The sequence below is a fragment of the Rhizobium sp. P38BS-XIX genome, from assembly GCF_012641435.1.
Classification (GTDB): domain Bacteria; phylum Pseudomonadota; class Alphaproteobacteria; order Rhizobiales; family Rhizobiaceae; genus Rhizobium.
In genome coordinates this window covers 1,713,699-1,735,665 of record NZ_JABAIJ010000001.1, presented here as the reverse complement: position 1 = coordinate 1,735,665, position 21,967 = coordinate 1,713,699, and the positions used below count along the sequence as shown (strand labels likewise).

The window sequence follows — 21,967 nt, the reverse complement described above, 5'->3', positions numbered from 1 at the left end:
TAAAACCAAATCCATGACAGAGTCCGGCTCTCGCTGAGAGCCGGAACGGTAAACTGCATCCGTTCTCTGTCTGATAGGAAAGGATGAAAGACATGCTCATCTCCCAGATCAAGGGTTCGAACGGCGAGATCGTCGTTGCCGTCCGCAATGGACCTGGCGAAGCCGCCAAGGCTGTCGTCAATGGCGGAAGCGTCTACCAGCTCGCCATGGAAGCGGCCGAGAGCGGCAAGTCGCTAGCGTCAGTCATCGAGGCACATGGTCTTGGCGAAACCATCGATCTCGAGAAGGTTTACGTCGAAGGTCGCTTCCTGTCGCCGATCACGCATCCGGATGCTGCTCACCTGCATCTGACCGGCACCGGCCTGACGCATCTCGGCTCTGCCGCCACGCGCGATTCCATGCACAAGAAAACGACAGAAGCTGCGGAAGAGACGCTGACCGACTCCATGAAGATGTTCAAGATGGGCATCGAGAACGGTAAGCCGAAGGCGGGCGAAAAGGGCGTGCAGCCCGAATGGTTCTACAAGGGCAACGGCTATGGCGTTGCGGCTCCGGGTGCAGCGCTCGTGTCGCCGTCCTTCGCGCTTGATGGCGGCGAAGAGCCTGAAATGGCCGGTATCTATGTCATCGCCAAGGATGGCACGCCGTTCCGCATCGGTTTTGCGCTGTCGAACGAATTTTCCGATCACGTTACCGAACGGATCAACTATCTCTATCTCGCTCATTCCAAGCTGCGGCCGGCCAGCTTCGGCCCGGAAATCCGCATTGGTGCGGCACCGGACGATATTCGCGGCACGTCCCGCATTACGCGCGGCGACAAGGTGATCTTCGAAAAGCCTTTCCTGTCTGGCGAGGCGAACATGTCGCACACCTTCGCAAATCTCGAATATCACCACTTCAAGTACGGCATCTTCCGCGTTCCAGGCGATGTGCATGTGCACATGTTCGGCACGGCGACGCTGTCGTTCGCGGAGGGCATCAAGCCGGAAGTCGGCGATGTCTTCGAAATCGAAGTTGCCGAGTTTGGTTTGCCGCTGCGCAATCCTTTGGCTGTCGATGCCGAGGAAGACGTGGCTGTTCGCCAGCTGTAATTTGTCGAGCCCGGCCGCAAGCGGTTGGCCGGGCGTCTCCAATATGACCAGGAAGGCATGAGGCCATGACGATTCATCAGAACTTGATCGCCGGTGAGTGGACGGGAACGAGCGGGAGCGAGAACATCAACCCGTCGGATACGAACGAGGTCGTCGGCCTCTACGCGAGCGCGACCGCACAGGATGTCGCGGATGCGATCGCTGCCGCCAAGGCTGCCTTTCCGGCCTGGTCGCGCTCCGGTATTCTGGAGCGTCATTCCATCCTGAGGAAGACCAGCGACGAGATCCTGGCCCGCAAAGATGAACTCGGCGCGCTGCTTGCCCGCGAAGAGGGCAAGACGCTTCCTGAAGCGATCGGCGAGACCATCCGTGCCGCGCAGATCTTCGACTTCTTCGCCGGCGAGGCGCTGCGCCTGGCAGGCGAAGTTCTTCCCTCCGTGCGTCCGAATATCGGCGTCGAGATCACCCGCGAGCCGCTCGGCGTCATCGGCATCATCACGCCCTGGAACTTCCCGATCGCCATTCCGGCCTGGAAGATCGCGCCGGCGCTCTGCTACGGCAACACCATCGTCTTCAAGCCGGCGGATCTCGTGCCGGGCTGCTCCTGGGCGATCGTCGATATCCTCCATCGCGCCGGCCTGCCGAAGGGCGTGCTGAACCTCGTCATGGGCAAGGGTTCTGTCGTCGGCCAGGCGATGCTCGACAGCCCGTTTCTGTCGGGTCTCACCTTCACCGGCTCGGTCGGCACCGGCAAGCGTGTGGCGCTGTCTTCGGTCGAGCATGGCCGCAAGTATCAGCTCGAAATGGGTGGCAAGAACCCGATGGTCGTGCTTGACGATGCCGATCTGACGGTTGCCGTCGAAGCGGCTGCCAACTCCGCCTTCTTCTCGACCGGCCAGCGTTGCACGGCCTCGTCGCGTCTGATCGTCACAGAAGGCATTCACGACAGGTTCGTGGCGGCGCTGACGGAGAGACTGAAGACGCTGAATGTCGACAATGCCCTGAAGTCGGGCACGCATATCGGCCCTGTGGTCGATGCCAAGCAGCTGAAGACGGATACCGACTATATTGAGATCGGCAAACAGGAAGGCGCCAGGCTTGCCTTCGGCGGCGAGCTTATCAGCCGCGACACGCCCGGCTTCTACCTGCAGCCGACGCTGTTCACCGAGGCGACGAACGAGATGCGCATCAGCCGCGAAGAAATCTTCGGACCGGTTGCCTCGGTCATCCGCGTCAAGGATTACGACGAGGCGCTTGCTGTTGCCAACGACACGCCGTTCGGCCTGTCCTCCGGCATTGCCACGACGAGCCTGAAGCATGCGACGCATTTCAAGCGCAATGCGGAAGCGGGCATGGTGATGGTCAACCTGCCGACGGCCGGCGTCGACTTCCACGTGCCGTTCGGTGGCCGCAAGGGTTCGTCCTTCGGTCCGCGCGAGCAGGGCAAATATGCCGCCGAATTCTTCACCACCGTCAAGACCGCCTACACGCTGGCCTGACGATCGACTTCCAAAGCCCGGGCGCGACGAGGCGGCCCGGGCGACGCAAAAGGTACCTGAGACTATGAAAAAGAAAGCTGAATGGCCGCGCAAGCTGCGATCCTACGACTGGTTCGGCGGCACCGGCAAGAACGCGATCATGCATCGCTCCTGGATGAAGAACCAGGGCCTGCCGGCCGACACGTTCGACGGCCGCCCGATCATCGGCATCTGTAACACCTGGTCGGAGCTGACGCCCTGCAACGCGCATCTGCGCGATCTCGCAGAGCGCGTGAAGCGCGGCGTTTACGAAGCGGGCGGTTTCCCCGTCGAATTCCCGGTCTTTTCCGTCGGCGAGAGCACGCTGCGCCCGACGGCCATGATGTTCCGCAACCTCGCGGCCATGGACGTCGAAGAAGCGATCCGTGGCAATCCGGTCGATGGCGTCGTGCTGCTCGGCGGCTGCGACAAGACCACGCCGAGCCTGCTGATGGGGGCTGCCTCGGTTGATATCCCGGTCATTCTCGTTTCCGGCGGCCCGATGTTGAACGGTAAGTGGCGCGGCAAGGATGTTGGCTCCGGCACGGCGATCTGGCAGTTCTCGGAAATGGTGAAGTCCGGCGAGATGTCGCTCGACGAATTCATGGATGCTGAACAGGGCATGGCTCGCTCGGCCGGTAGCTGTATGACCATGGGCACGGCCTCGACCATGGCGTCTATGGCCGAAGCGCTCGGCATGACCTTGCCCGGCAATGCCGCCATTCCGGCTGTCGATGCGCGCCGCCGCGTCATCTCGCAACTGTCCGGCCGCCGCATCGTCGACATGGTCAAGGAAGACCTGAAACCATCGGACATTCTGACCAAGGAAGCCTTCGAGAACGCCATTCGCGTCAACGGTGCCGTCGGCGGCTCCACGAATGCCGTGCTGCACCTGTTGGCACTGGCCGGCCGCATCGGCGTCGATCTCTCGCTCGACGATTGGGATCGTCTCGGCCGCGACGTTCCGACGATCGTCAACCTGCAGCCGTCGGGTAAGCACCTGATGGAAGAGTTCTACTATGCCGGCGGCCTGCCTGTCGTCATCAAGGCCGTGGGCGAGATGGGCCTGCTGCACAAGGACGCTCTCACCGTGACCGGCGACACGATCTGGGCCGGTGTGAAGGACGTGGTCAACTACAATGACGACGTCATCGTTCCGAAGGAGAATGCACTGACGCAGTCGGGCGGCATCGCCGTTCTGCGTGGCAACCTCGCACCGAAGGGCGCCGTCCTCAAGCCATCCGCCGCTTCGCCGCATCTGATGCAGCACAAGGGCCGCGCGGTCGTCTTCGAAAGCATCGAGGACTATCACGCCCGCATCAACCGCGACGATCTCGATATCGACGAGAACTGTATCATGGTTCTCAAATATTGCGGCCCGAAGGGTTACCCGGGCATGGCCGAAGTCGGCAACATGGGCCTGCCGCCGAAGGTGCTGAAGAAGGGTATCACCGACATGATCCGCATTTCGGATGCACGCATGTCCGGCACCGCCTACGGCACCGTCATCCTGCACACCGCTCCGGAAGCGGCCGATGGCGGTCCGCTGGCGCTGGTTCAAAACGGTGACATCATCGCCGTCGACGTTCCCGGCCGCACCATCCAGCTCGAGGTTTCGGACGAGGAACTGGCAAAGCGCCGCGCCGCCTGGGTTTCACCGGTCAAGCCGCTCAACGGCGGTTACGGTGGTCTCTATGTGAAGTCGGTCATGCAGGCCGATACCGGCGCCGACCTCGACTTCCTCGTCGGCCCGCGCGGCTCGGAAATCCCGAACAACCGCGACAGCCATTGATATCGGTGTCTTGAATGGAAAGAGCGGGGCTGAAGCTCCGCTCTTTTATTATGGGGCAAAGCCTGGATCGTAGCTGCAATCCGGTTGCTCTTCATTGGCGAATGAGACCCTCATTGCCTGTTTTCGACTTGGCTATTTGACCTTGCAGGTCGCTTCCGCACTATGCTGGTAGGTCTCGTGGTATTCGACGGACCTCGTGCCCTCGTCATTGGCGCCAGGCGTAAAGCTGGACAGGAACAAACCGATCTGCGCGGTTTCATCGAGATAGACGATGCGGAGATCGAGCATATCCTTGCCCCAGGGGCCGGATCCGTCGGCAAATGTTCCAAGCGGCCCCTCGTGCAGTGTCAGATCGCGAAAGAGAGTCTCGCCGCAGTCGCCCTTATCGGTGACGCTCACGCCACAAAGACCGTCGCCACACGGCTGGATGTCAATTGTCTTGTAAGGCTTTTGCTGCTCTGCAGACGTTTGGCTATCTTGCGCGAGCGCCCAACGGCCCGTCAGCAATTCCGCGCCGGATTTCGCAAAGGCGGTGCCAGTCGTAAGGGCGACGGTGAGGAGTGCTACGGCCGTGGCTATCGACCTGTTGCAGTGCCTGGCCATCTAATCTCTCCATATGTGCTGAAACGGCTGATGAAGACCGAAGTCTCGTGATGCCACGAACATCGATAGTCCGTGGTTTCGACGGGCACAATGCGGTGCCACGACCTCTTTCGCAAGCCAAGCTTGTATCTTTCAGCTCTGACTTTGGCTTTGGCTCTGTCCCTGATTTGCCACCGTCACCGTGACCGAAAGGCTCTCGCCCGGCGTGCCCAGCCGCAGGCCGGAGACGGGGGCGGCATCCTGATAGCACAGGCCGGTGGCAATGCGGACATAGCGGGCATCGGGGCACACGTTGTTGGCGGCATCGAAGCCGACCCAGCCGAGACCGGGTATGTGCACCTCGGCCCAGGCATGGGTCGCTGCCTGCTCCGTCGTTCCTTCCATCAGCAGATAGCCTGAAACGTAGCGGGCGGGTATCTGCAACGACCGGGCGCCGGCAAGGAAGATATGGGCGTGATCCTGGCAGACGCCGCTCTTTGCCTCCAGAGCCTGCTCGGCGGTCGTCTCGGTATCGCTGGTGCCGGGCTTGTATTCCACCGCTTCGTGAATGGCGGCCATCAGCGCGTGCATCCTGCCGAGCTCGTTGTCGCCCGTCAGGCCACGCACGAGCTCCTTCGTCAGCTTTCCGATCTTGGTGCGCGGCGATTCCCGCAGAAAGAGCCAGAGCGGGGTGAAGCCGAGATGCTGCCCGATAACGCCATTGAGATCCTGCGTCTCGACTTCGCCCGACGCGACGATCCGGGTCGAGTTCTGCAGGCCGTCGACCGAGACGAGTGTGGTGCGATTGCCGAACTGGTCGTCATATTCGACCTCGGTATTGGCACCTTCGACCATCAGCTTCCAGTCGATGACCGTCTGGCCGGGTCCGCTGAGCGGCGTCAGACGCAGCCGTTGCAGCGAGAATTGTGCGGGATCGTCATAACGGTATTCGGTGATGTGGCTGATCGTCAGTTTCATGATGTCGTCCGCCTACTCATAGAACCGATAGCCATCGGATATCTCGACGCCCAGCTGATTGTTGCGGGCAACGAAATCTTCGAGAAATTCATGCAGGCCCTGATCCATGACGCGCTTGATCGTCAGCTTCTGAAGCAACTGGCGGATGGCCTCTGCGGTATCGTGCGCGCTCAATCGCCCATCATATTCGGTGCTGAGATAACCGAGGTTGCTGACGATCTTGTCATAACAATAGGCCAGCGAACGCGGCATCTGGCCGTTAAGGATCAGGAAGTCCGCAATGTTGGCGGGCTTGTATTCGGGGTCATAGGCCCACTTATAGGCCCGGTGAGCCGAAACCGAGCGCAGGATCGACTCCCACTGCGCGTTGTCGAGCGAGGAGCCGACATGCGAGACCGAGGGCAGCAGCACATAATACTTCACGTCGAGGATGCGGGCGGTATTGTCGGCGCGCTCGATGAAGGTGCCGATGCGTGCAAAATTATAGAGCTCGTTGCGCAGCATCGAGCCGTGGAAGGCGCCGCGAATGAGGCCGGCGCGCTGCTTGATGACGTCGATCGTCTCGGGCAGTTCCGCCGTCTTCAGCTTCTTACCGAGCAGCGACTTCAGCTCGATCCAGCATTCGTTGGTCGCTTCCCAGGTGTCGCGGGTCAGCGCGGTGCGCACCATGCGGGCGTTGTTGCGGCCATATTCGATGCAGGACATCACGCTAGACGGATTGGAGCGGTCACGCATCAGATAATCGATCGCGTCGGCGCCCGTCAGCTTGCCATGCACTTCGTCATAGGCCTCGCGCACGCCGGCGCTTTGCAGCACGCCGTCCCAATCGTCATCGACGGCATCGGCGCGGGTCAGCGACATGCGCTGACCGGCATCGACCAGGCGGGCTATGTTTTCGGCACGCTCGATGTAACGGAACATCCAGTAGAGGCCATTCGCGGTTCTTCCCAGCATGTCCGGTCAGTCCTCCAGAACCCAGGTGTCTTTGGTGCCGCCGCCCTGGCTGGAGTTGACCACCAGCGAGCCTTCCTTCAGCGCCACGCGGGTCAGCCCGCCGGGAATGATCCGCACCTTGTCGGAGACGAGGACATAGGGCCGCAAATCCACATGCCGCGGCGCAATGCCCTTGTTGACGAGGATCGGTACGGTCGAGAGCGAAAGGGTTGGCTGCGCGATGTAGTTGTTCGGCTTGCTCTTCAGCTTTTCGGCAAAGACCGTCCGCTCCTTCTTCGTCGCCGTCGGTCCTACAAGCATGCCATAGCCGCCGGAGCCGTGAACTTCCTTGACGACGAGATCGGCGAGGTTTTCGAGCACATATTTCAGGCTGTCGGGCTCCGAACAGCGCCAGGTCGGCACGTTCTCGAGGATCGCCTTGCGGCCGGTGTAGAACTCGACGATTTCAGGCATGTAGGAATAGATCGCCTTGTCGTCGGAAATGCCGGTGCCGGGTGCATTGGCGATGGTGATGTTGCCGGCGCGATAGACATCCATGATGCCGGGAATGCCGAGCGCGGAATCCGGGCGGAAGGTGAGGGGATCGAGGAAATCGTCATCGACACGGCGATAGAGCACGTCGATGGCCTCGTAGCCGCGCGTGGTGCGCATCTTCACCTTGCCGTCGATGACGCGCAGATCCGAGCCTTCGACCAACTCGACGCCCATCATATCGGCGAGGAAGGAATGTTCGTAATAGGCCGAGTTGTAGATGCCGGGCGTCAGCACGGCGACGCGCGGTTTGCCTTTGCAGCCGGGAGGGGCGAGTGACGCCAGGCTCTGGCGCAGCAGCAGCGGATAATCCTCGACGCGCTGCACCTTGTTCTGGTGAAACAGCTCGGGGAACATCTGCATCATCGTTTCGCGGTTTTCCAGCATGTAGCTGACGCCGGAGGGGGTGCGGGCATTGTCCTCGAGCACATAGAACTGGTCTTCGCCAGTGCGTACGATATCTGTGCCGACGATGTGCGTGTAGACGCCGCCGGGTGGGCGAAAGCCGATCATCTCAGGCAGGAACGCGACGTTCTTCTCGATCAACTCACGCGGAACGCGGCCGGCGCGAATGATTTCCTGCTTGTGATAGATGTCGTGGAGGAAGGCGTTGAGTGCGATAACCCGCTGTTCGATGCCCTGGGCGAGCTTGCGCCATTCGCGGCCTGATATGATGCGGGGGATGATGTCGAAGGGAATGAGTTTTTCGGAGGAGTCTGCGTGTCCGTAGACCGCGAAGGTAATACCTGTTTTTCGGAAGATCGTTTCCGCATCGCGGGATTTGGCAATGAGGTGGCCTCTGTCCTGGCCCGAGTACCACTCGAAGTATTTCTCGTAAGGTGCGCGCGGACTTTCATCCGCAGTCATCATTTCATCAAATGCCAAAGGTGCGGTCCCCGTATTTTTCACTCATTTGAATACAACAATTTTGACAATGCAAGAACTATGCGCAGTTGCCCTCGCGAATTTCGCGGGCAGGGAAAATGCCGGATTTGCAGGCATTTAAGACCATCAACGTTTCCACTCGCCGCGTGCCTGCCGTCAGCGCGGATCAAAATTTAAGCATCTGCTTGTTTTGCGGTCGATGCGCCCATGGGAGGAGATTGCCTTACCAGGCCGCCGCGATGAACCTGACGTTCTCGGCGGGATGTTGGTGGCGTGAAGAAAAATTGATTGTTGCTTTCAACAGATCGATTTTGACCGCACCGCAGCCATCGGCTATCAGCCAGCAGCCCCCGCGCGACTTTCCGAGTTCGATCCCGATTCCGGCTTCGACGCGCCCAACATATCGGTCCCTCGTTCATGTCCCTTGATGCCTTCGCGCCGGCGATTTTCGTCCTCCTGTGGTCCACCGGCTGGATCGTTGCCAAATATGCCTCGCTGCATGCAGGCCCTTTCACCTTTCTGATGATGCGCTACTGCATTTCGGCGCTCGCCTTCGTTGCCGTCTGTTCGGCGACTGGCGCTCGGTGGCCCCGGGATTGGTCTAGTGTATTTCGCGCCATCTACTCCGGCATCTTCCTCCACGGCATCTATCTGGCCGGCCTCTGGTGGGCGATTGCCGAGGGTGTGCCGGCCGGTATTTCTGGTATCATTGCGGCGTTGCAGCCACTGATGACCGCCATGGCGGCGCCGCTTCTCGTCGGCGAGCGTCTGCAACCCATTCAGAAGGCCGGCTTGCTCCTCGGCTTCGTCGGCATCGCCATAGCCATCTCGCCGAAGCTCTTGACGATGGATGCGGGCAATCTCTGGCAATCCCTCGTTCCGCTGATCGTCAATCTGTTGGCGATGGTCTCGGTGACATATGGCACGCTCTACCAGAAACGGTATCTGCAAACGGGCGATCTGCGCACGATCGCGACATTGCAATATGTCGGCGCATTGATCGTCACCGTGCCGCTGGCCTTCATGTTCGAGGGCTTGCGGTTCGATGGCACGCAGACGGCGATCCTGTCGCTGATCTGGTCCGTCTTCGGGCTGTCTATGGGGGCCGTCGGGCTTTTGCTTTATCTCATCCGACGCGGGCAGGTGTCGCGTGCGGCGTCGCTGATCTATCTGATGCCGCCTGCCGTTGCGATCGAGGCGGCGATTGCTTTCGGCGAACCGCTGACGTTGCCGATCATTTTCGGTACCGTCGTCGTGGTTGCCGGTGTCTATCTCACCAACCGGCGCACGGCCGATATCGTGCCGGAGTAGGCCGAGATGGAGGAAAGAAAAAGGGGGCCGGTTGGCCCCCTTTTCATTTGATCAAGCGCGTTCGCGACGCTGGCCACCATTGCCGGGGCCGCGGCGCTTGGTACGGCCGTTGCCGCCATTGCGCTGTTCGCCTTGTCCACGCTCTTCGCCATGACGGCCGGCGGGACGGCCATGGGCGTGACGTTGGCCGCGATGAGCGCCGCCCTCGTGAGCCGCACCATTGCCATTGGCGGCGTTGCCGTGATGCGGCTTGCGGGCCGGGCGGAAGTCGGACGTCGATGTGAGATCGTTGTCCGGCTCCGAGCGCGGCGCCTGCTCGTTGCGGCGCTGGCCGCGGAAGTCGGCGTTGCGGTTGTTTTCGCGCGGCGGACGACGCTCCTGGCGTTCGCCGGACTGGCCAACGGCCTCACCGGTTTCCTTGTCGAAGAAGGGACGGCGTGCCGGGCGAGCCGGACGGCCTTCGGCGCGGCCCTGACCGGCGCCACGGCCCTGACCCTGACCCTGGCCACCACGACCACCGGCACCACTGCCACGGCTCTTGCCGCGAGCCGGACGACCACGGTCAGCAGGGGCTTCGCCGCTGGCGACGGCGATTTCGATGCCCATCAGGCGCTCGATATCGCGCAGCAGACGGATTTCGTCGGGCGCGCAGAAGGCGATGGCGATGCCGTCGCGGCCGGCGCGCGCGGTGCGGCCGATGCGGTGAACATAGGCGTCCGGAACTTCCGGCAGATCGAAGTTGTAGACATGCGAAACGCCGGGAATATCGATGCCGCGGGCGGCGACGTCGGTTGCGACGAGAACGCGGACATCGCCGTCACGGAAGCCCTTGAGCGCGCGTTCGCGCTGGCCCTGGCTCTTGTTGCCGTGGATGGAGGCGGCGGCAAAGCCGACATGTTCGAGATGCTTCATCAGCTTCTCGGCGCCGTGCTTGGTGCGCAGGAAGACCATGGCGCGGCCGTCCGGGTTGGCGGAAATATTTTCCTTGAGGATTTCGGTCTTGTGGTTCTGGCCGGCAACGAAGTGGACATACTGCTCCACCTTGTCGGCGGCCTTGCCCGGAGGCGAGACTTCCACCTTCACCGGATTGCTCAGATAGTCCGAAGCGAGGTCTGCGATCGCCTTCGGCATGGTGGCCGAAAACAGCATCGTCTGGCGCTTGGCCGGAACCATCTTCGAGATCTTGCGCAGATCGTGGATGAAGCCGAGGTCGAGCATCTGGTCGGCTTCGTCGAGGACGAGATGGGTCACGTGGCCGAGCGACAGGGCGCGGCGGCTGATGAGATCGAGCAGGCGGCCAGGGGTGGCGACAAGAATATCCGTGCCGCGCTCAAGCTGAAGCTGCTGCTTGTTGATCGATGCGCCGCCAACGACGAGGTTGATGCGCAGGTGCGTCTTACGCACGAAGAGCTTCAGGTTATCGGCGATCTGGTTCACCAGTTCGCGAGTCGGTGCGAGGATCAGCGTGCGGACCGTGCGGTTGTCCGGGCGCTTGGGATCCTTCAGCAGCATCTCGATGATCGGCAGGCCGAAGGCGGCCGTCTTGCCGGTGCCGGTCTGAGCCAGGCCGATGAGATCGCGGCCCTGGAGAACAAGCGGGATCGCCTGCGCCTGAATGGGGGTCGGCGTGGCGAAGTTGTTCTGCGACAGCGTATCGACGATCTGCTTGGAAAGACCAAGCGAGTGAAAATCGGTCAATTCAATACCTTTCGGGGCGCCAAAGCAAAAAGGCCGGATCGCACCATGCGGTCCGGTCTGTCTCTGGCGTCAAGAACCCCGCGTGAAGTGGGAACTTGTAAGTTGGAAAAAGCTTTCCAGCGCATCTGGCTGCCTTGGGTGCAGCCTTGTTATCTAGGCGCTTTTGTCCTTCTCTTGCGTACGTCTAGTCCCGCATGGCACGCTCACGCGGCGGCCGGAAGGTGAAAGCTGGGGCGCATTTGGTCTTATTTGCGCTCAAAGTCAAGGGGTGCGGGCAAAAGCTTTTCCAAGCAGCTGCGAAAATGCCGCCGAAAACCGGCGGCATTCATGGTCCGCTATCCGAGCGGGCGCTGTTATGCGCTATCGGAAGCCTCAGCGGCAGACTTCGACACGATATGCACGACCCCAGCCATCATGGCGCCAGGCCCAGTAGCAGCTTGGGTAGGGGCGGACATAAACGCGCTCATAGGCAGGGCCTGCATAATAGGCCGGATAGGCGCGGTAAGCCGGATAATAGGCGGGGTAGGCCGGTCGCGTCGCTTCGGCCGCAAGCGCGCCGCCGACTATACCGGCGGCGAGGCCGCCAAAAATGGCGCCGCGTTCGGAGGCGGCTGCAGTGGTGGTGGTTGCGGCCGCGGCGCTGCCAAGCGTCAGCGCGATCAAACCGGCCGTCGTTAAAGTGCGAAGCACAGACATTGACATCCCTTTCCCAAAACAAAGGCTCCCAGCCGAAGCCGAGCTTGAAGGTGTGCGGGAAAGCAGGCGAAGTCGCGGCTAAAAAGAGGGCCGCGACATTAAATTTCGTTCATGATGAGGCGGGTGAAAGCCTTTGATTTTCAACTAGAAATCGGTGGGAACGCCACCCTCGGCCTTGCGTCTGGCGACGAAGGCGTCGAGCTCTTCCTCGATGGCAGGATCGAGCGGTGGCCGCTCATAGCGGGCGAGCGTTTCCTTGTAGACACGATTGGCGTGATCGTACGTCGTGGGCTTGCCGGCCTCGGTCCAGGTTTCATGGTTGCGCCAGTCCGACAGGATCGGCGAATAGAAGGCTGTTTCATAGCGAGCAAGCGTGTGCGCCGTGCCGAAATAATGGCCACCCGGGCCGACGTTGCGCACCGCATCCAGAGCCAGCGCATCGGCGCTGACATCGAGCGGCTTCAGGAATTCGGCGACCATCTGCAGCATGTCGACATCGAGGATGAATTTTTCGAAGGAGGCGGTCAGGCCGCCTTCGCTCCAGCCTGCGGCATGCAGCACGAAATTGCCGCCGCCCTGGGTCAGCGCCCACAAGGAGAGGGCCGACTCGTAGGCCGCCTGTGCATCCAGAGTATTCGAGGCATTGGTATTGGATGTACGGTAGGGAATGCCATAGCGACGGGCGAGCTGGCCGCCGGCAATGACAGCCTTCATATATTCCGGCGTGCCGAAGGCAGGCGCTCCCGTCTTCATATCGACGTTGGAGGTAAAGCCGCCATACATGACCGGCGCACCCTTGCGGACCATCTGGCTGAACGCGATGCCGCAGAGGGCTTCTGCATTCTGCTGCACCAGCGCGCCGGCGATCGTCACCGGCGCCATGGCCCCCGCCAGGGTAAACGGCGTCAGCACGATGACCTGACCGCGCGAGGACATTTCGATGATGCCTTGCAGCATCGGCCCGTCGAGGCGCAGCGGAGAAGAGGAGTTGATGATGGTGAAGAGCGAGGGTTCGCGCTCCATCTGCTCCATACTGATGCCACGGCCGATGCGAGCGATTTCGATGGCGTCCAGATTGCGCTGTTGGCCCAGTGAGTAGCAATGGAAGGCTTTGTCGGTTAGCTTCACGATATCGGAAAGGCAGTCGAGATGGCGCACCGAAGCGTGGATGTCGATTGGCTCCACCGGGTAGCCGCCGGTCATGTGAATGACGTCGAAAGACTGAGCAAGCTTGATGAGCTTGCGGAAGTCTTCCTGATTGCCTGCCCTTCTGCCGCCTTCGCGGTCGGCGACGAAGGGCGCCGAAGCGACCTGGGCGAAGACGAGATTGCGGCCTCCGATCTCGACGTTCCGCATCGGATTGCGGGCATGCAGCGTGAAGCTCGAGGGAACGGACGCGATCAGTTCCATGATCATGTTGCGGTCGAAGCGCACGCGCTCCGTGCCAGGGGTCACGTCCGCGCCTGCGGCTTTCATGCGCTCGCGCGCTTCCGGCAGGATGATGTCCATGCCGATTTCCTCAAGGATGGTCAGTGAGGCGTTGTGAATGTCATCAAGGGTTTCGGGCGACAGAAGCTCGGTGCGGGCAATGTTGTTGACGAGATTGAGATACTTGTTGCCGCTCGGCTTGCGGTTGCGCTCGGCACCGCGACCGCCGGCCCGCCGGCGGCGCTCACCCGTTGCTACCGCAGCCTCCGCTTCGTTCAAGGTCACGCCCGCTTCGTCGCTCATACCGCTTGCTCCCGATGATATGTAAAGCGGCCGGGCCGCTTCCTGTCTTTTTCGTTGACCCAAAGGGAAGGCGGCAGCGCTTTCCCAGGATTCCCTGGGCGATTCTTGGCAGAGTTTGCGGCGACGTGCCGCCGTTGTTTGCGACCATGGGATGACCGTTATAGGATAGTGCATGGCCTGAACGCGACGCCGTCAGCCCGGTTAAACATGGTTAACGGCTTGTTAAAGCGATCCGTGCTACAGCGTCGTCTTATGAACTGCCATGCGCGCTAAAAGAGAGGCTCCGTTTGACCCTGGACGGTGAACTGCTGGAGATAGCGTGCCGCCGGATCGCCAATCTGGAAAGGCCCGCCTACATCAAGAATAGCGAGCTTCGTTACGTTGCCGTCAACGAGGCCTATGCGCGTTTCTTCGGCCGCGAGGTTTCGGATTTCATCGGCACGCGCAGCCATGATCTGCTTGATGCGGGCGAAAGCGCCGAACGGGAAGACAAGGAGCGCCGTGCGCTCGTTTTCGGCTCGGAAGAGACGGCTATGTGTTTCGACGCGGCCGGACGCCAGCGCTCACGCCTGCAGATCGAAAGCTTTTCGCCATCCGAAGACCGGGTCTATGTCTTCGGCATGTTCCCCGACACACCAGCTGCGTCTCATGCCGACAATTCGGCGGGGCGCGACGACTTCTTTCGCACCATTCTCGAGGATTTGCCGGTTGCGACGTTTGTGCGCGATGCCGGCCATCGGCTTGTCTATGCCAATGCGGCGCACACGGCGATTACCGGTCTCGATCATGGCGAAATGCTTGGTAAAACCGAGCACGAGATGTTCGATGTCGGTGCGGACGATTTCTTTGCCGAAAATGAAGACGTCCTCAAGGACGGTCGCGGGCACGAATTCGAAAGTCAGGTGGTCGACCGGCAGCGCGTAACGCATCCGGTGAAGATCCGCGTCAGCCGCGCCGTCACGCCCGATGGGGAGCATTACACGGTCGGTTCGATCACCGACATCTCCGCGCTGCGGCAGCGCGAAACGCAATTGATCGAAGCACAGGCGCGCGCCGAGGCCCTGCACCACGATCTCGACAATATCCTGCGTTCGATGCCGATCGGCGTTTTGATCCACAACAGCGACTATATCGTCGAATACGTCAATGACGCCTGGTACGACATATGGGAGTTCCCCAAGGACGAGCGCTTCGAGGGACGTCCCTATCGCGATCTGATCGCCAAGCATTTCGAACTGGAGCGCTTCGGCTCGGATTGCCGCAGCGTCGAGGATATCTACCAGGCGCGGCTTGCCGCGCTACGAAAGGCGGATTCGCATCTGCAGACGGAAGTGAATTTCGCCGATGGCAAGTCCGTGATCATCGATGCGCGCCGTATTTCGAATGGTCGGACGTTGATGTCCTATACGGATATTTCCTCCGTCAAGCAGCAATCCCGCGAGTTTACCGAGACGCAGCAGGCGCTGGAGCGCCTCGGCGAGCTCATGGCCGATGCGATGCAGGCTATGTCGCAAGGGCTACTGATCGTCCAGGACGGCACGATCATGCTGGCGAACGAGACGCTGAAACACATGCTGAAGCTGCCGGCGGAACTTCTCGATGTCGGCAAGGATTGGTCGGCGGCGTTCGATTATTGCGCCGAACGTGGCGATTTCGGTGACGATGCCGGCGCGGTGCGGCAGGCATGGGGCGAGAGTATCGCGGCGGGCAAGCCGATCTCCTGCGTCTTCCAGATCGTCGATGATCGCTGGATGCAGCTGGACGCGGCGATCGGTGAACACCGTCGCTGGACCGTCGTACTGACCGACGTCACCGACATGAAGGAGCGTGAGGCGGATCTGCAGCATCTTCTGGCGCGCAGCAACACCGCGGATCGGGCCAAGTCCGAGTTTCTGACCCATATGAGTCATGAAATCCGCACGCCGATGAACGGGGTTCTCGGCATGGCGGAGTTGCTCGGCAAGACCGATCTCGATGCGCGGCAGAAGACCTTTGTCGATATCATCGTCAAGTCGGGCAATGCGCTGCTGACGATCATCAACGATATCCTTGATTTCTCGCGCATCGATGCGGGTGAGATGCCGTTGCGCAAGGTGGCATTCGACCCGATCGAGGCGGTCGAGGACGTGGCGACACTGCTGGCCGCTGCGGCATCGGAGAAGAGTATCGAGCTGATCGTGCGCGCTGCACCTGGTGTTCCGGCGGGCATGCTCGGCGATGCCGGCCGCTTCCGCCAGATCATCACGAACCTTGTCGGCAACGCGATCAAGTTTACCGAACGCGGTCATGTGTTCGTGGAGCTGGACAGCCTGTCTACACCGGGCGAGGATTCTCTGCTTGTGCTGCGGGTCGAGGATACCGGCATCGGTATTCCCGACGAGAAGCTCGACAGCATCTTCGACAAATTTTCGCTGGTGGATTCTTCTTTCGCACGGCGCTTCGAGGGCTCGGGCCTTGGCCTTGCCATCACGGCCGGATTGGTCGACCTTTTTGGCGGCTCGCTGACCGTCGAGAGCAAATGGGGCAAAGGGTCGATCTTTACCGTTCATCTGCCCATGCCTGTCGTTGCCGAGCGCAGCGCAGCGCCGGAATTGCCGCTCAACATCAAGGGCGCAGGCATTCTTGTTGTCGAGGACAACGAGATCCATAGACGCATCTTGACCGAACAGTTGGCGCAATGGGGCTTTGACGGCTATGTCGCCGAAGATGGCGATACCGCGATCGCGATCCTGAATGCCGCCGCCGATATGGGCGTGCCTGTTGATGCCATGCTGATCGACTGCGCGATGTCGGATATGAATGGCTATCAGGTGGCCCGCGCCGTTCGCGCCGATCCCCGCTTCGACACGCTGCCCATGATGTTTCTGACGTCGATGAGCGTCGTTGGCCACGACGCGGAGTTCGATGAGGTCAATGGTCAAGCGCATCTGATGAAGCCCGTTCGCGCCAATGTGCTGCGCGGTACAATCGTCGATGTCGTGCGTGCCGCGCGCCGGCGCAAGGCGATCGATCAATCCGGTCCGATTGCCCGGAACCTGCCGTTGGAAACTGAAGTGGCGGTGGCAATCGAGGCCAGCGAGCAGATGATCTCTGAACAGCCCGCCAATGCGATCGATGTTCTCGTGGCCGAGGACAACGAGGTGAACCAGATCGTCTTCACGCAAATCCTGCAGGCAACGGGTCTGCGTTTCCTCGTCGTCGAGAATGGTCAGGCGGCCGTGGATGCGTGGCGCCAGCTGCGGCCATCCCTGATCCTGATGGATGTCTCCATGCCTGTCATGAACGGGCATCAGGCAACGCGCATGATCCGCCAAATGGAGACGGAGGCCGGATATGGCTGGCACATTCCGATCATTGGCGTGACGACGCAGGCACTCGATGTGGACCGCGCAATGTGCATGGAGGCAGGCATGGACGATTGTCTGTCGAAGCCAATCAGCCCGGAACTTCTCGAGGCCAAAATTCAGCGCTGGCTCGATGACGCAGCGATCGCAGGCCGATCGCTCCAGTAGCTAGAGCGGCTTGACGCCGCAGAGCATCTCGCGTTTCCCGGCAAAGCCTTGCCGCCGCTCGACCACGAAGCCTGCCGCCTGCAGATTGCGGCGGACGAAACCGGCAGCGGCGTAGGTGGCGAAAGTGCCGCCCGCAACCGTCTTTTCGCAGAGCGTCTGCATCAATTCCAACGACCACATGTCGGCATTGCGCGATGGCGCGAAACCATCCAGATACCAGGCGTCGAAGCCCGCATGAGCGTTGCCAACACCCTCGAGAGCAGGGCCGCAGACGACGCTCAGGCGGGTATTGGCATCAAGCGCCAGCGATACCAGCCCTTGTGGATCGCTTGGCCAGTGGGCGACCAGGGCCTGACGCTCACTGTCAATCTCCGGCCAGTGTACCAGGGCGCGGTCGATCTCTTCGGCTCGCATCGGGTAGAGCTCGAAGGACATGAAATGAAGTTCGCTGCCCGATGTGGCGTCTTGCCGCCACTGACGCCAAGTCTCGCAAAAATTCAAGCCTGTGCCGAAGCCGAGTTCGCCGATCAGCAGCTTCTGCTGCCGTTTCCAGCGTGCGGGCAGGTCGTTGCCAGCCAGAAACACATGCCCGCATTCAAGCCGCCCATCGGTCTGACAATAAAAATGGTCGCCAAAAGCCGGCGAATAGGGCATATCGCCGTCGCGCCATTCGAGCTCCGGGCTTGCCGCATTGGTTTTGGACGCATCTGTCCGCTGGGAAACTGGATCAGTCATGGAAAGAGCGGATAATCCTCCAAGGCCTGCCGGTCAATCATCCGTCGATCTGTTGATCGTCGGTGGCGGAATCATGGGCTTGTGGGCCGCAATTCATGCCGAGCGCCTTGGTCTTCAAACGCTGCTGATCGACGCCGGTCGTTTCGGGCAGGGGGCAAGCGGTGGCCTGCTTGGTGCGCTCATGCCGCATATGCCGGACAAATGGTCGGAAAAGAAGCAGTTTCAATTCGATGCGCTCGTGTCGCTGGAAGGTGATATTGCTGCCCTGGAAGCTGAAACCGGGCTTTCGGCGGGCTACCGGCGCGCCGGCCGTCTGATCCCGCTGCCAAAGCCGCATCTGCGGCGGATCGCGATCGGCCATTCGCAGGATGCGGAGACGCATTGGCATCAGCATGGCTGCGACTTTCACTGGCATGTGCTGGATGCTGCGCCTGTTGAGAACTGGATCGATCCAGCTGCAGCTGAGAACGGTTTCGTTTTCGACACGCTGGCGGCGCGCGTAGCTCCGCGCGCTTTTCTTGCGATGCTGCAGAAATTCCTGGCGACCACCCGCACCGTCAAAATGGTCGAAGGCTTGCGCGTCGATCATATCGATCCGGACAAGGGCGTTGCAACCACGCGTGGCGGTAATATCCGTTTTGGCCGCTGCATTCTCGCCGCCGGTCACGAGTCCTTTCCAATCCTGGACGAGCTTACGCGCAATCGCAAATCGGCTCTGGGGCAGGCGGTCAAGGGACAGGCGGCGCTGTTGAAAGCCGATATCGACGGCAGCCTGCCGGTCATCTTCCGCGACGGGCTCTACATCGTGCCGCATGACGCTGGTTTCGTTGCCGTCGGCAGTACCAGTGAAAACCGCTTCGGCGATCCGCTATCCACGGATCATCAGCTGGACGAGCTGCTGTTGGCTGCCCGCGCCATGGCGCCGATCTTGCGGGATGCGGAGGTGGTCGAACGCTGGGCCGGTCTGCGGCCGAAGGCGATCGATCGCGATCCGATGGTGGGTGCCCATCCCGAGCATGCCTCGCTCATCGCGCTGACGGGGGGCTTCAAGGTGAGTTTCGGGCTGGCGCATCGGTTGGCGGAATCGGCTGTCCACGAGGCGATCGGAGCGCCTTGCCGCTTCACGTTGCCGCATAACTTCACACTGGCAAGTCATATTGCCGTCGTATCACACTAAATGTGAATATACGGCCGTTCAGGTCGTCAATCTGTCACGCAAATCACCTATCCCCTTGGCCGACAGCGACCGAGCGCTCAGCCGGTTTTCGCGCTCTGGAGGAGATTTTATGCGCTACGCCATTTGCTTCACGCCGTCTGCGAGCGATCCGCTGACGCTTGTGGCCGCAAATTGGCTCGGGCGAAACATCTACTCCGGCGAGATGGTCGATCCGCCCGCGATCCGTGGGCTGGGGATCCACGAGATCGCATTCTACACCGCCGTTCCACGCCGCTATGGTTTCATGGGAGTGCTGAAGGCGCCTTTCCGTTTGGCGGAAGAGATGTCCGAGGCGTCGCTGCTGCGAGACCTCATGCGGTTTTCCGGATCGGTCGCGCCCTTCGAAATTCCGCAACTGGAAGTCGCGCGGCTCGATGGTGCCTTTGGACTGGTTTCGTCCACACCCAGCCAGCAGATGCATTTCCTTGCCGCATCCCTGGTGCAGGCTTTCGATGTTTACCGCGCGCCGCTGACGGAGGCCGAAATTGAGCGCATCGATCCGGACGGGCTCTCGGCGACGCAGTTCGCCAATCTGCATCGGTGGGGTCATCCGCATGTGATGGACGAGTTCCGCTTTCAGATGATGCTGACCGGCACCGTAGGCCCTGCCGACACGCAGCGGATCGAGAAGGGCCTTCGCAGCTTCTTCGAGCCCGTTCTTGCCGGCCCTATTGCGATTTCCAATATCGCTTTGCTGATGGAAGACGGTGCTGGTGGTCCGTTCCGCGTGCACTCGCTGCATCCCATGGGCAAGGTCAGCGCGCGCAAGATTGCCTGAGCCGTCGGACTCCGGCTGCGCTGACGGCTTGCCATTGAAGAGAAAGTGATTTTCCCACTTTCAGTCTCGACTTTCGTTGCATGGGTGCTACCGTTCTCCTTATTCGAGAAGGTGCTTCAATGTCGGAAAACTACGCCCGCAATCTCATCGGCTACGGCCGCAACACGCCGGATCCGAAATGGCCCGGCGATGCCCGCGTCGCCGTGCAGTTCGTCATCAATTACGAAGAGGGTGGCGAAAGCTGCATCCTCGACGGGGATCCGGGGTCGGAAAATCTGCTTTCGGAAATTGTCGGTGCGGCATCCTGGCCGAACCAGCGCAATCTCAATATGGAATCGATCTACGAGTATGGATCGCGTGCCGGCTTCTGGCGATTGTGGCGCATGTTTACCGAACTCAAGGTGCAGGCGACCGTCTATGGCGTGACGCTTGCGATGGCCCGCAACCCGGAAGCGGTCGCCGCCATGAAGGAGGCGGGCTGGGAGATTGCGAGCCACGGCTATCGCTGGCTGGAATATAAGGATTTCTCGGAGGATCTGGAGCGCAAGCACATCGTCGAAGCCGTGCGGCTCCACACCGAGCTGACCGGCGAGCGGCCCTATGGCATGTATCAGGGCAAGCCATCGGACAACACGCTGCGGCTCGTCATGGAGGAGGGCGGCTTCCTCTATTCTTCCGACTCCTATTCAGACGATCTGCCCTTCTGGGTCGACGGTCTGAACGGCAAGCCGTTCCTGATCATTCCCTACACGCTCGAAACCAACGATATGCGTTTTGCGACGCCGCAGGGATTCAACTCGGGCGATCAGTTCTTCACCTATCTCAAGGATGCCTTCGATACGCTCTATGAAGAAGGCAAGCAGGGCAGTCCGAAGATGATGTCCGTCGGCCTGCATTGCCGCCTCGTCGGTCGCCCCGGCCGCGCTGCTGCCTTGCGGCGGTTTATCGAGTATGTGCAGAAGCACGACAAGGTCTGGCTTCCCAAGCGCATCGAGATCGCCAACCACTGGTATGAGAATCACCTTCCTGGAGGCGCGCGCTGACATGATCTCGCGGGACGATTTTGTCGGCCGCTTCGGCGGCGTCTTCGAACATTCGCCTTTCGTCGCCGAGCGCGCCCACGATGCCGGCTCTATTGTAGAGCCATTGACCTCTGGCGGCGTGCATGCAGCGCTTGTGCAGGTCTTCCGCGCTGCAAGTGAGGCGGAAAGACTTGGCGTGCTGCGGGCGCATCCGGATCTCGCCGGTCGGCTGGCAATTGCCGGCGAATTAACGGAGGACAGCCGCAATGAGCAGGCCGGCGCCGGGCTTGATCGGTTAAGCCCTGAGGAGCACGCCCGCTTCACCGAACTCAACGGCGCCTATGTGACGAAGTTCGGATTCCCCTTCATCATTGCGGTCAAGGGGCTCGGCAAGGATGATATCCTCGCCGCCTTTGAAAGCCGGATCGACAACAGCCGAGATGCGGAATTCGCGACAGCGGCCGTACAGGTGGAGAAGATCGCGCTGCTGCGCCTGCAATCCATGTTACCCGAAGTTGGCGTGGCCCGAGGGTCGCGCTAAGACACTGCATCGTCCTCGCGAAGTGGCACGCTCATGAGTTCCAAACAGCTGATTATCCATCTTGAGCGGATGCAAGATGCCGCATCCGAGATCGATCGGTTCCTGCAGCGCATCGATCAGGCGGCGTTCTTCAAGAATGTGGAGAAGCATCGTGCCGTCGGCATGAATCTCCTGCTGATCGGCGAGGCCGCCGCGCGAATTTCGGAGGAGTTTCCGGAGTTTGCCGTTGACCATCCGGAGTTGCCTTGGCATGTGATGCAGAATTTTCGAAAGCGGATTGAGCAAGGCTATCTCGACATCGACTTGACGGAGTTGTGGGAGCTTGCGCACCAATCCGCTTCGGAATTGCTTCTGCAACTGGACTCCATTCGCCATTGGCGAGCGGAAGGCGAATGAT

At 60.9% G+C, this 21,967-nt stretch carries 18 protein-coding genes; 10 read left to right on the top strand and 8 right to left on the bottom strand.

Translation table 11 applies throughout. The annotated features are described in order from the left end of the window. Positions 1 to 92 precede the first annotated feature (92 nt). The 3 genes from araD1 (at position 93) to araD (ending at position 4,400) form a co-directional block, all read left to right on the top strand. Positions 93 to 1,091, top strand: a complete 999-nt coding sequence (gene araD1, locus HGP17_RS08385; RefSeq protein ID WP_168807729.1) for an AraD1 family protein — start codon at positions 93 to 95, stop codon at positions 1,089 to 1,091. A 65-nt stretch (positions 1,092 to 1,156) separates the two neighbouring features. After that, complete coding sequence (locus HGP17_RS08380; RefSeq protein ID WP_168807727.1) at positions 1,157 to 2,590, top strand: aldehyde dehydrogenase family protein; 1,434 nt, start codon at positions 1,157 to 1,159, stop codon at positions 2,588 to 2,590. A gap of 64 nt (positions 2,591 to 2,654) precedes the next feature. Further along, the gene (gene araD / locus HGP17_RS08375) at positions 2,655 to 4,400 is read left to right on the top strand and encodes an L-arabinonate dehydratase (RefSeq protein WP_168807725.1); all 1,746 of its coding nucleotides are present in this window, start codon (positions 2,655 to 2,657) and stop codon (positions 4,398 to 4,400) included. Positions 4,401 to 4,532: 132 nt separating this feature from the next. Here araD and HGP17_RS08370 read toward each other — a convergent pair whose 3' ends face one another. The 4 genes from HGP17_RS08370 to HGP17_RS08355 all read right to left on the bottom strand — a co-directional run bounded on the left by HGP17_RS08370 (position 4,533) and on the right by HGP17_RS08355 (position 8,330). After that, positions 4,533 to 5,003, bottom strand: a complete 471-nt coding sequence (locus HGP17_RS08370) for a hypothetical protein (protein ID WP_168807724.1) — start codon at positions 5,001 to 5,003, stop codon at positions 4,533 to 4,535. A 132-nt stretch (positions 5,004 to 5,135) separates the two neighbouring features. Continuing rightward, positions 5,136 to 5,960: a transglutaminase family protein gene (locus HGP17_RS08365; RefSeq protein ID WP_168807722.1), complete on the bottom strand. Its 825-nt coding sequence runs from the start codon at positions 5,958 to 5,960 to the stop codon at positions 5,136 to 5,138. A gap of 12 nt (positions 5,961 to 5,972) precedes the next feature. After that, a complete protein-coding gene (locus tag HGP17_RS08360; RefSeq protein ID WP_168807720.1) occupies positions 5,973 to 6,914 on the bottom strand; it encodes an alpha-E domain-containing protein in 942 nt (313 codons plus the stop codon). A gap of 6 nt (positions 6,915 to 6,920) precedes the next feature. Continuing rightward, positions 6,921 to 8,330 (bottom strand): circularly permuted type 2 ATP-grasp protein, encoded by a 1,410-nt coding sequence (locus tag HGP17_RS08355; RefSeq protein WP_168807718.1) that lies wholly within the window; start codon positions 8,328 to 8,330, stop codon positions 6,921 to 6,923. A gap of 417 nt (positions 8,331 to 8,747) precedes the next feature. Here HGP17_RS08355 and HGP17_RS08350 point away from each other — a divergent pair, with 417 nt between their 5' ends. Next, a complete protein-coding gene (locus tag HGP17_RS08350; RefSeq protein ID WP_168807716.1) occupies positions 8,748 to 9,641 on the top strand; it encodes a DMT family transporter in 894 nt (297 codons plus the stop codon). Between the two features lie 51 nt (positions 9,642 to 9,692). Here the strand turns inward: HGP17_RS08350 and HGP17_RS08345 are convergent, their stop codons facing one another. The 3 genes from HGP17_RS08345 to HGP17_RS08335 all read right to left on the bottom strand — a co-directional run bounded on the left by HGP17_RS08345 (position 9,693) and on the right by HGP17_RS08335 (position 13,766). Then, complete coding sequence (locus HGP17_RS08345) at positions 9,693 to 11,339, bottom strand: DEAD/DEAH box helicase (protein WP_205925807.1); 1,647 nt, start codon at positions 11,337 to 11,339, stop codon at positions 9,693 to 9,695. A gap of 372 nt (positions 11,340 to 11,711) precedes the next feature. After that, entirely contained in the window at positions 11,712 to 12,035 is a 324-nt protein-coding gene (locus HGP17_RS08340) for a hypothetical protein (protein ID WP_168807714.1), read from the bottom strand. A 144-nt stretch (positions 12,036 to 12,179) separates the two neighbouring features. Continuing rightward, a complete protein-coding gene (locus HGP17_RS08335) occupies positions 12,180 to 13,766 on the bottom strand; it encodes a trimethylamine methyltransferase family protein (protein ID WP_168807712.1) in 1,587 nt (528 codons plus the stop codon). A gap of 287 nt (positions 13,767 to 14,053) precedes the next feature. On the opposite strand from HGP17_RS08335, the gene HGP17_RS08330 reads away from it, so the two are divergent. Beyond that, positions 14,054 to 17,278 (top strand): response regulator, encoded by a 3,225-nt coding sequence (locus HGP17_RS08330; RefSeq protein WP_168807711.1) that lies wholly within the window; start codon positions 14,054 to 14,056, stop codon positions 17,276 to 17,278. Here HGP17_RS08330 and mnmD read toward each other — a convergent pair whose 3' ends face one another. After that, positions 17,279 to 18,013 (bottom strand): tRNA (5-methylaminomethyl-2-thiouridine)(34)-methyltransferase MnmD, encoded by a 735-nt coding sequence (gene mnmD / locus HGP17_RS08325; RefSeq protein WP_168807708.1) that lies wholly within the window; start codon positions 18,011 to 18,013, stop codon positions 17,279 to 17,281. On the opposite strand from mnmD, the gene HGP17_RS08320 reads away from it, so the two are divergent. The 5 genes from HGP17_RS08320 (at position 18,012) to HGP17_RS08300 (ending at position 21,966) form a co-directional block, all read left to right on the top strand. Continuing rightward, on the top strand, positions 18,012 to 19,190 hold the full coding sequence (locus HGP17_RS08320) for an FAD-binding oxidoreductase (RefSeq protein ID WP_168807706.1): 1,179 nt from the start codon (positions 18,012 to 18,014) through the stop codon (positions 19,188 to 19,190). The genes mnmD and HGP17_RS08320 overlap by 2 nt on opposite strands. 109 nt (positions 19,191 to 19,299) lie before the next feature. Next, positions 19,300 to 20,007, top strand: a complete 708-nt coding sequence (locus HGP17_RS08315; RefSeq protein WP_168807704.1) for a DUF1045 domain-containing protein — start codon at positions 19,300 to 19,302, stop codon at positions 20,005 to 20,007. 119 nt (positions 20,008 to 20,126) lie between these two features. Further along, entirely contained in the window at positions 20,127 to 21,050 is a 924-nt protein-coding gene (gene puuE, locus HGP17_RS08310) for an allantoinase PuuE (RefSeq protein WP_168807702.1), read from the top strand. A gap of 1 nt (position 21,051) precedes the next feature. Beyond that, positions 21,052 to 21,570, top strand: a complete 519-nt coding sequence (uraD, locus tag HGP17_RS08305; protein ID WP_168807700.1) for a 2-oxo-4-hydroxy-4-carboxy-5-ureidoimidazoline decarboxylase — start codon at positions 21,052 to 21,054, stop codon at positions 21,568 to 21,570. 33 nt (positions 21,571 to 21,603) lie between these two features. After that, a complete protein-coding gene (locus HGP17_RS08300; protein WP_168807698.1) occupies positions 21,604 to 21,966 on the top strand; it encodes a HepT-like ribonuclease domain-containing protein in 363 nt (120 codons plus the stop codon). Position 21,967: the final 1 nt, after the last annotated feature.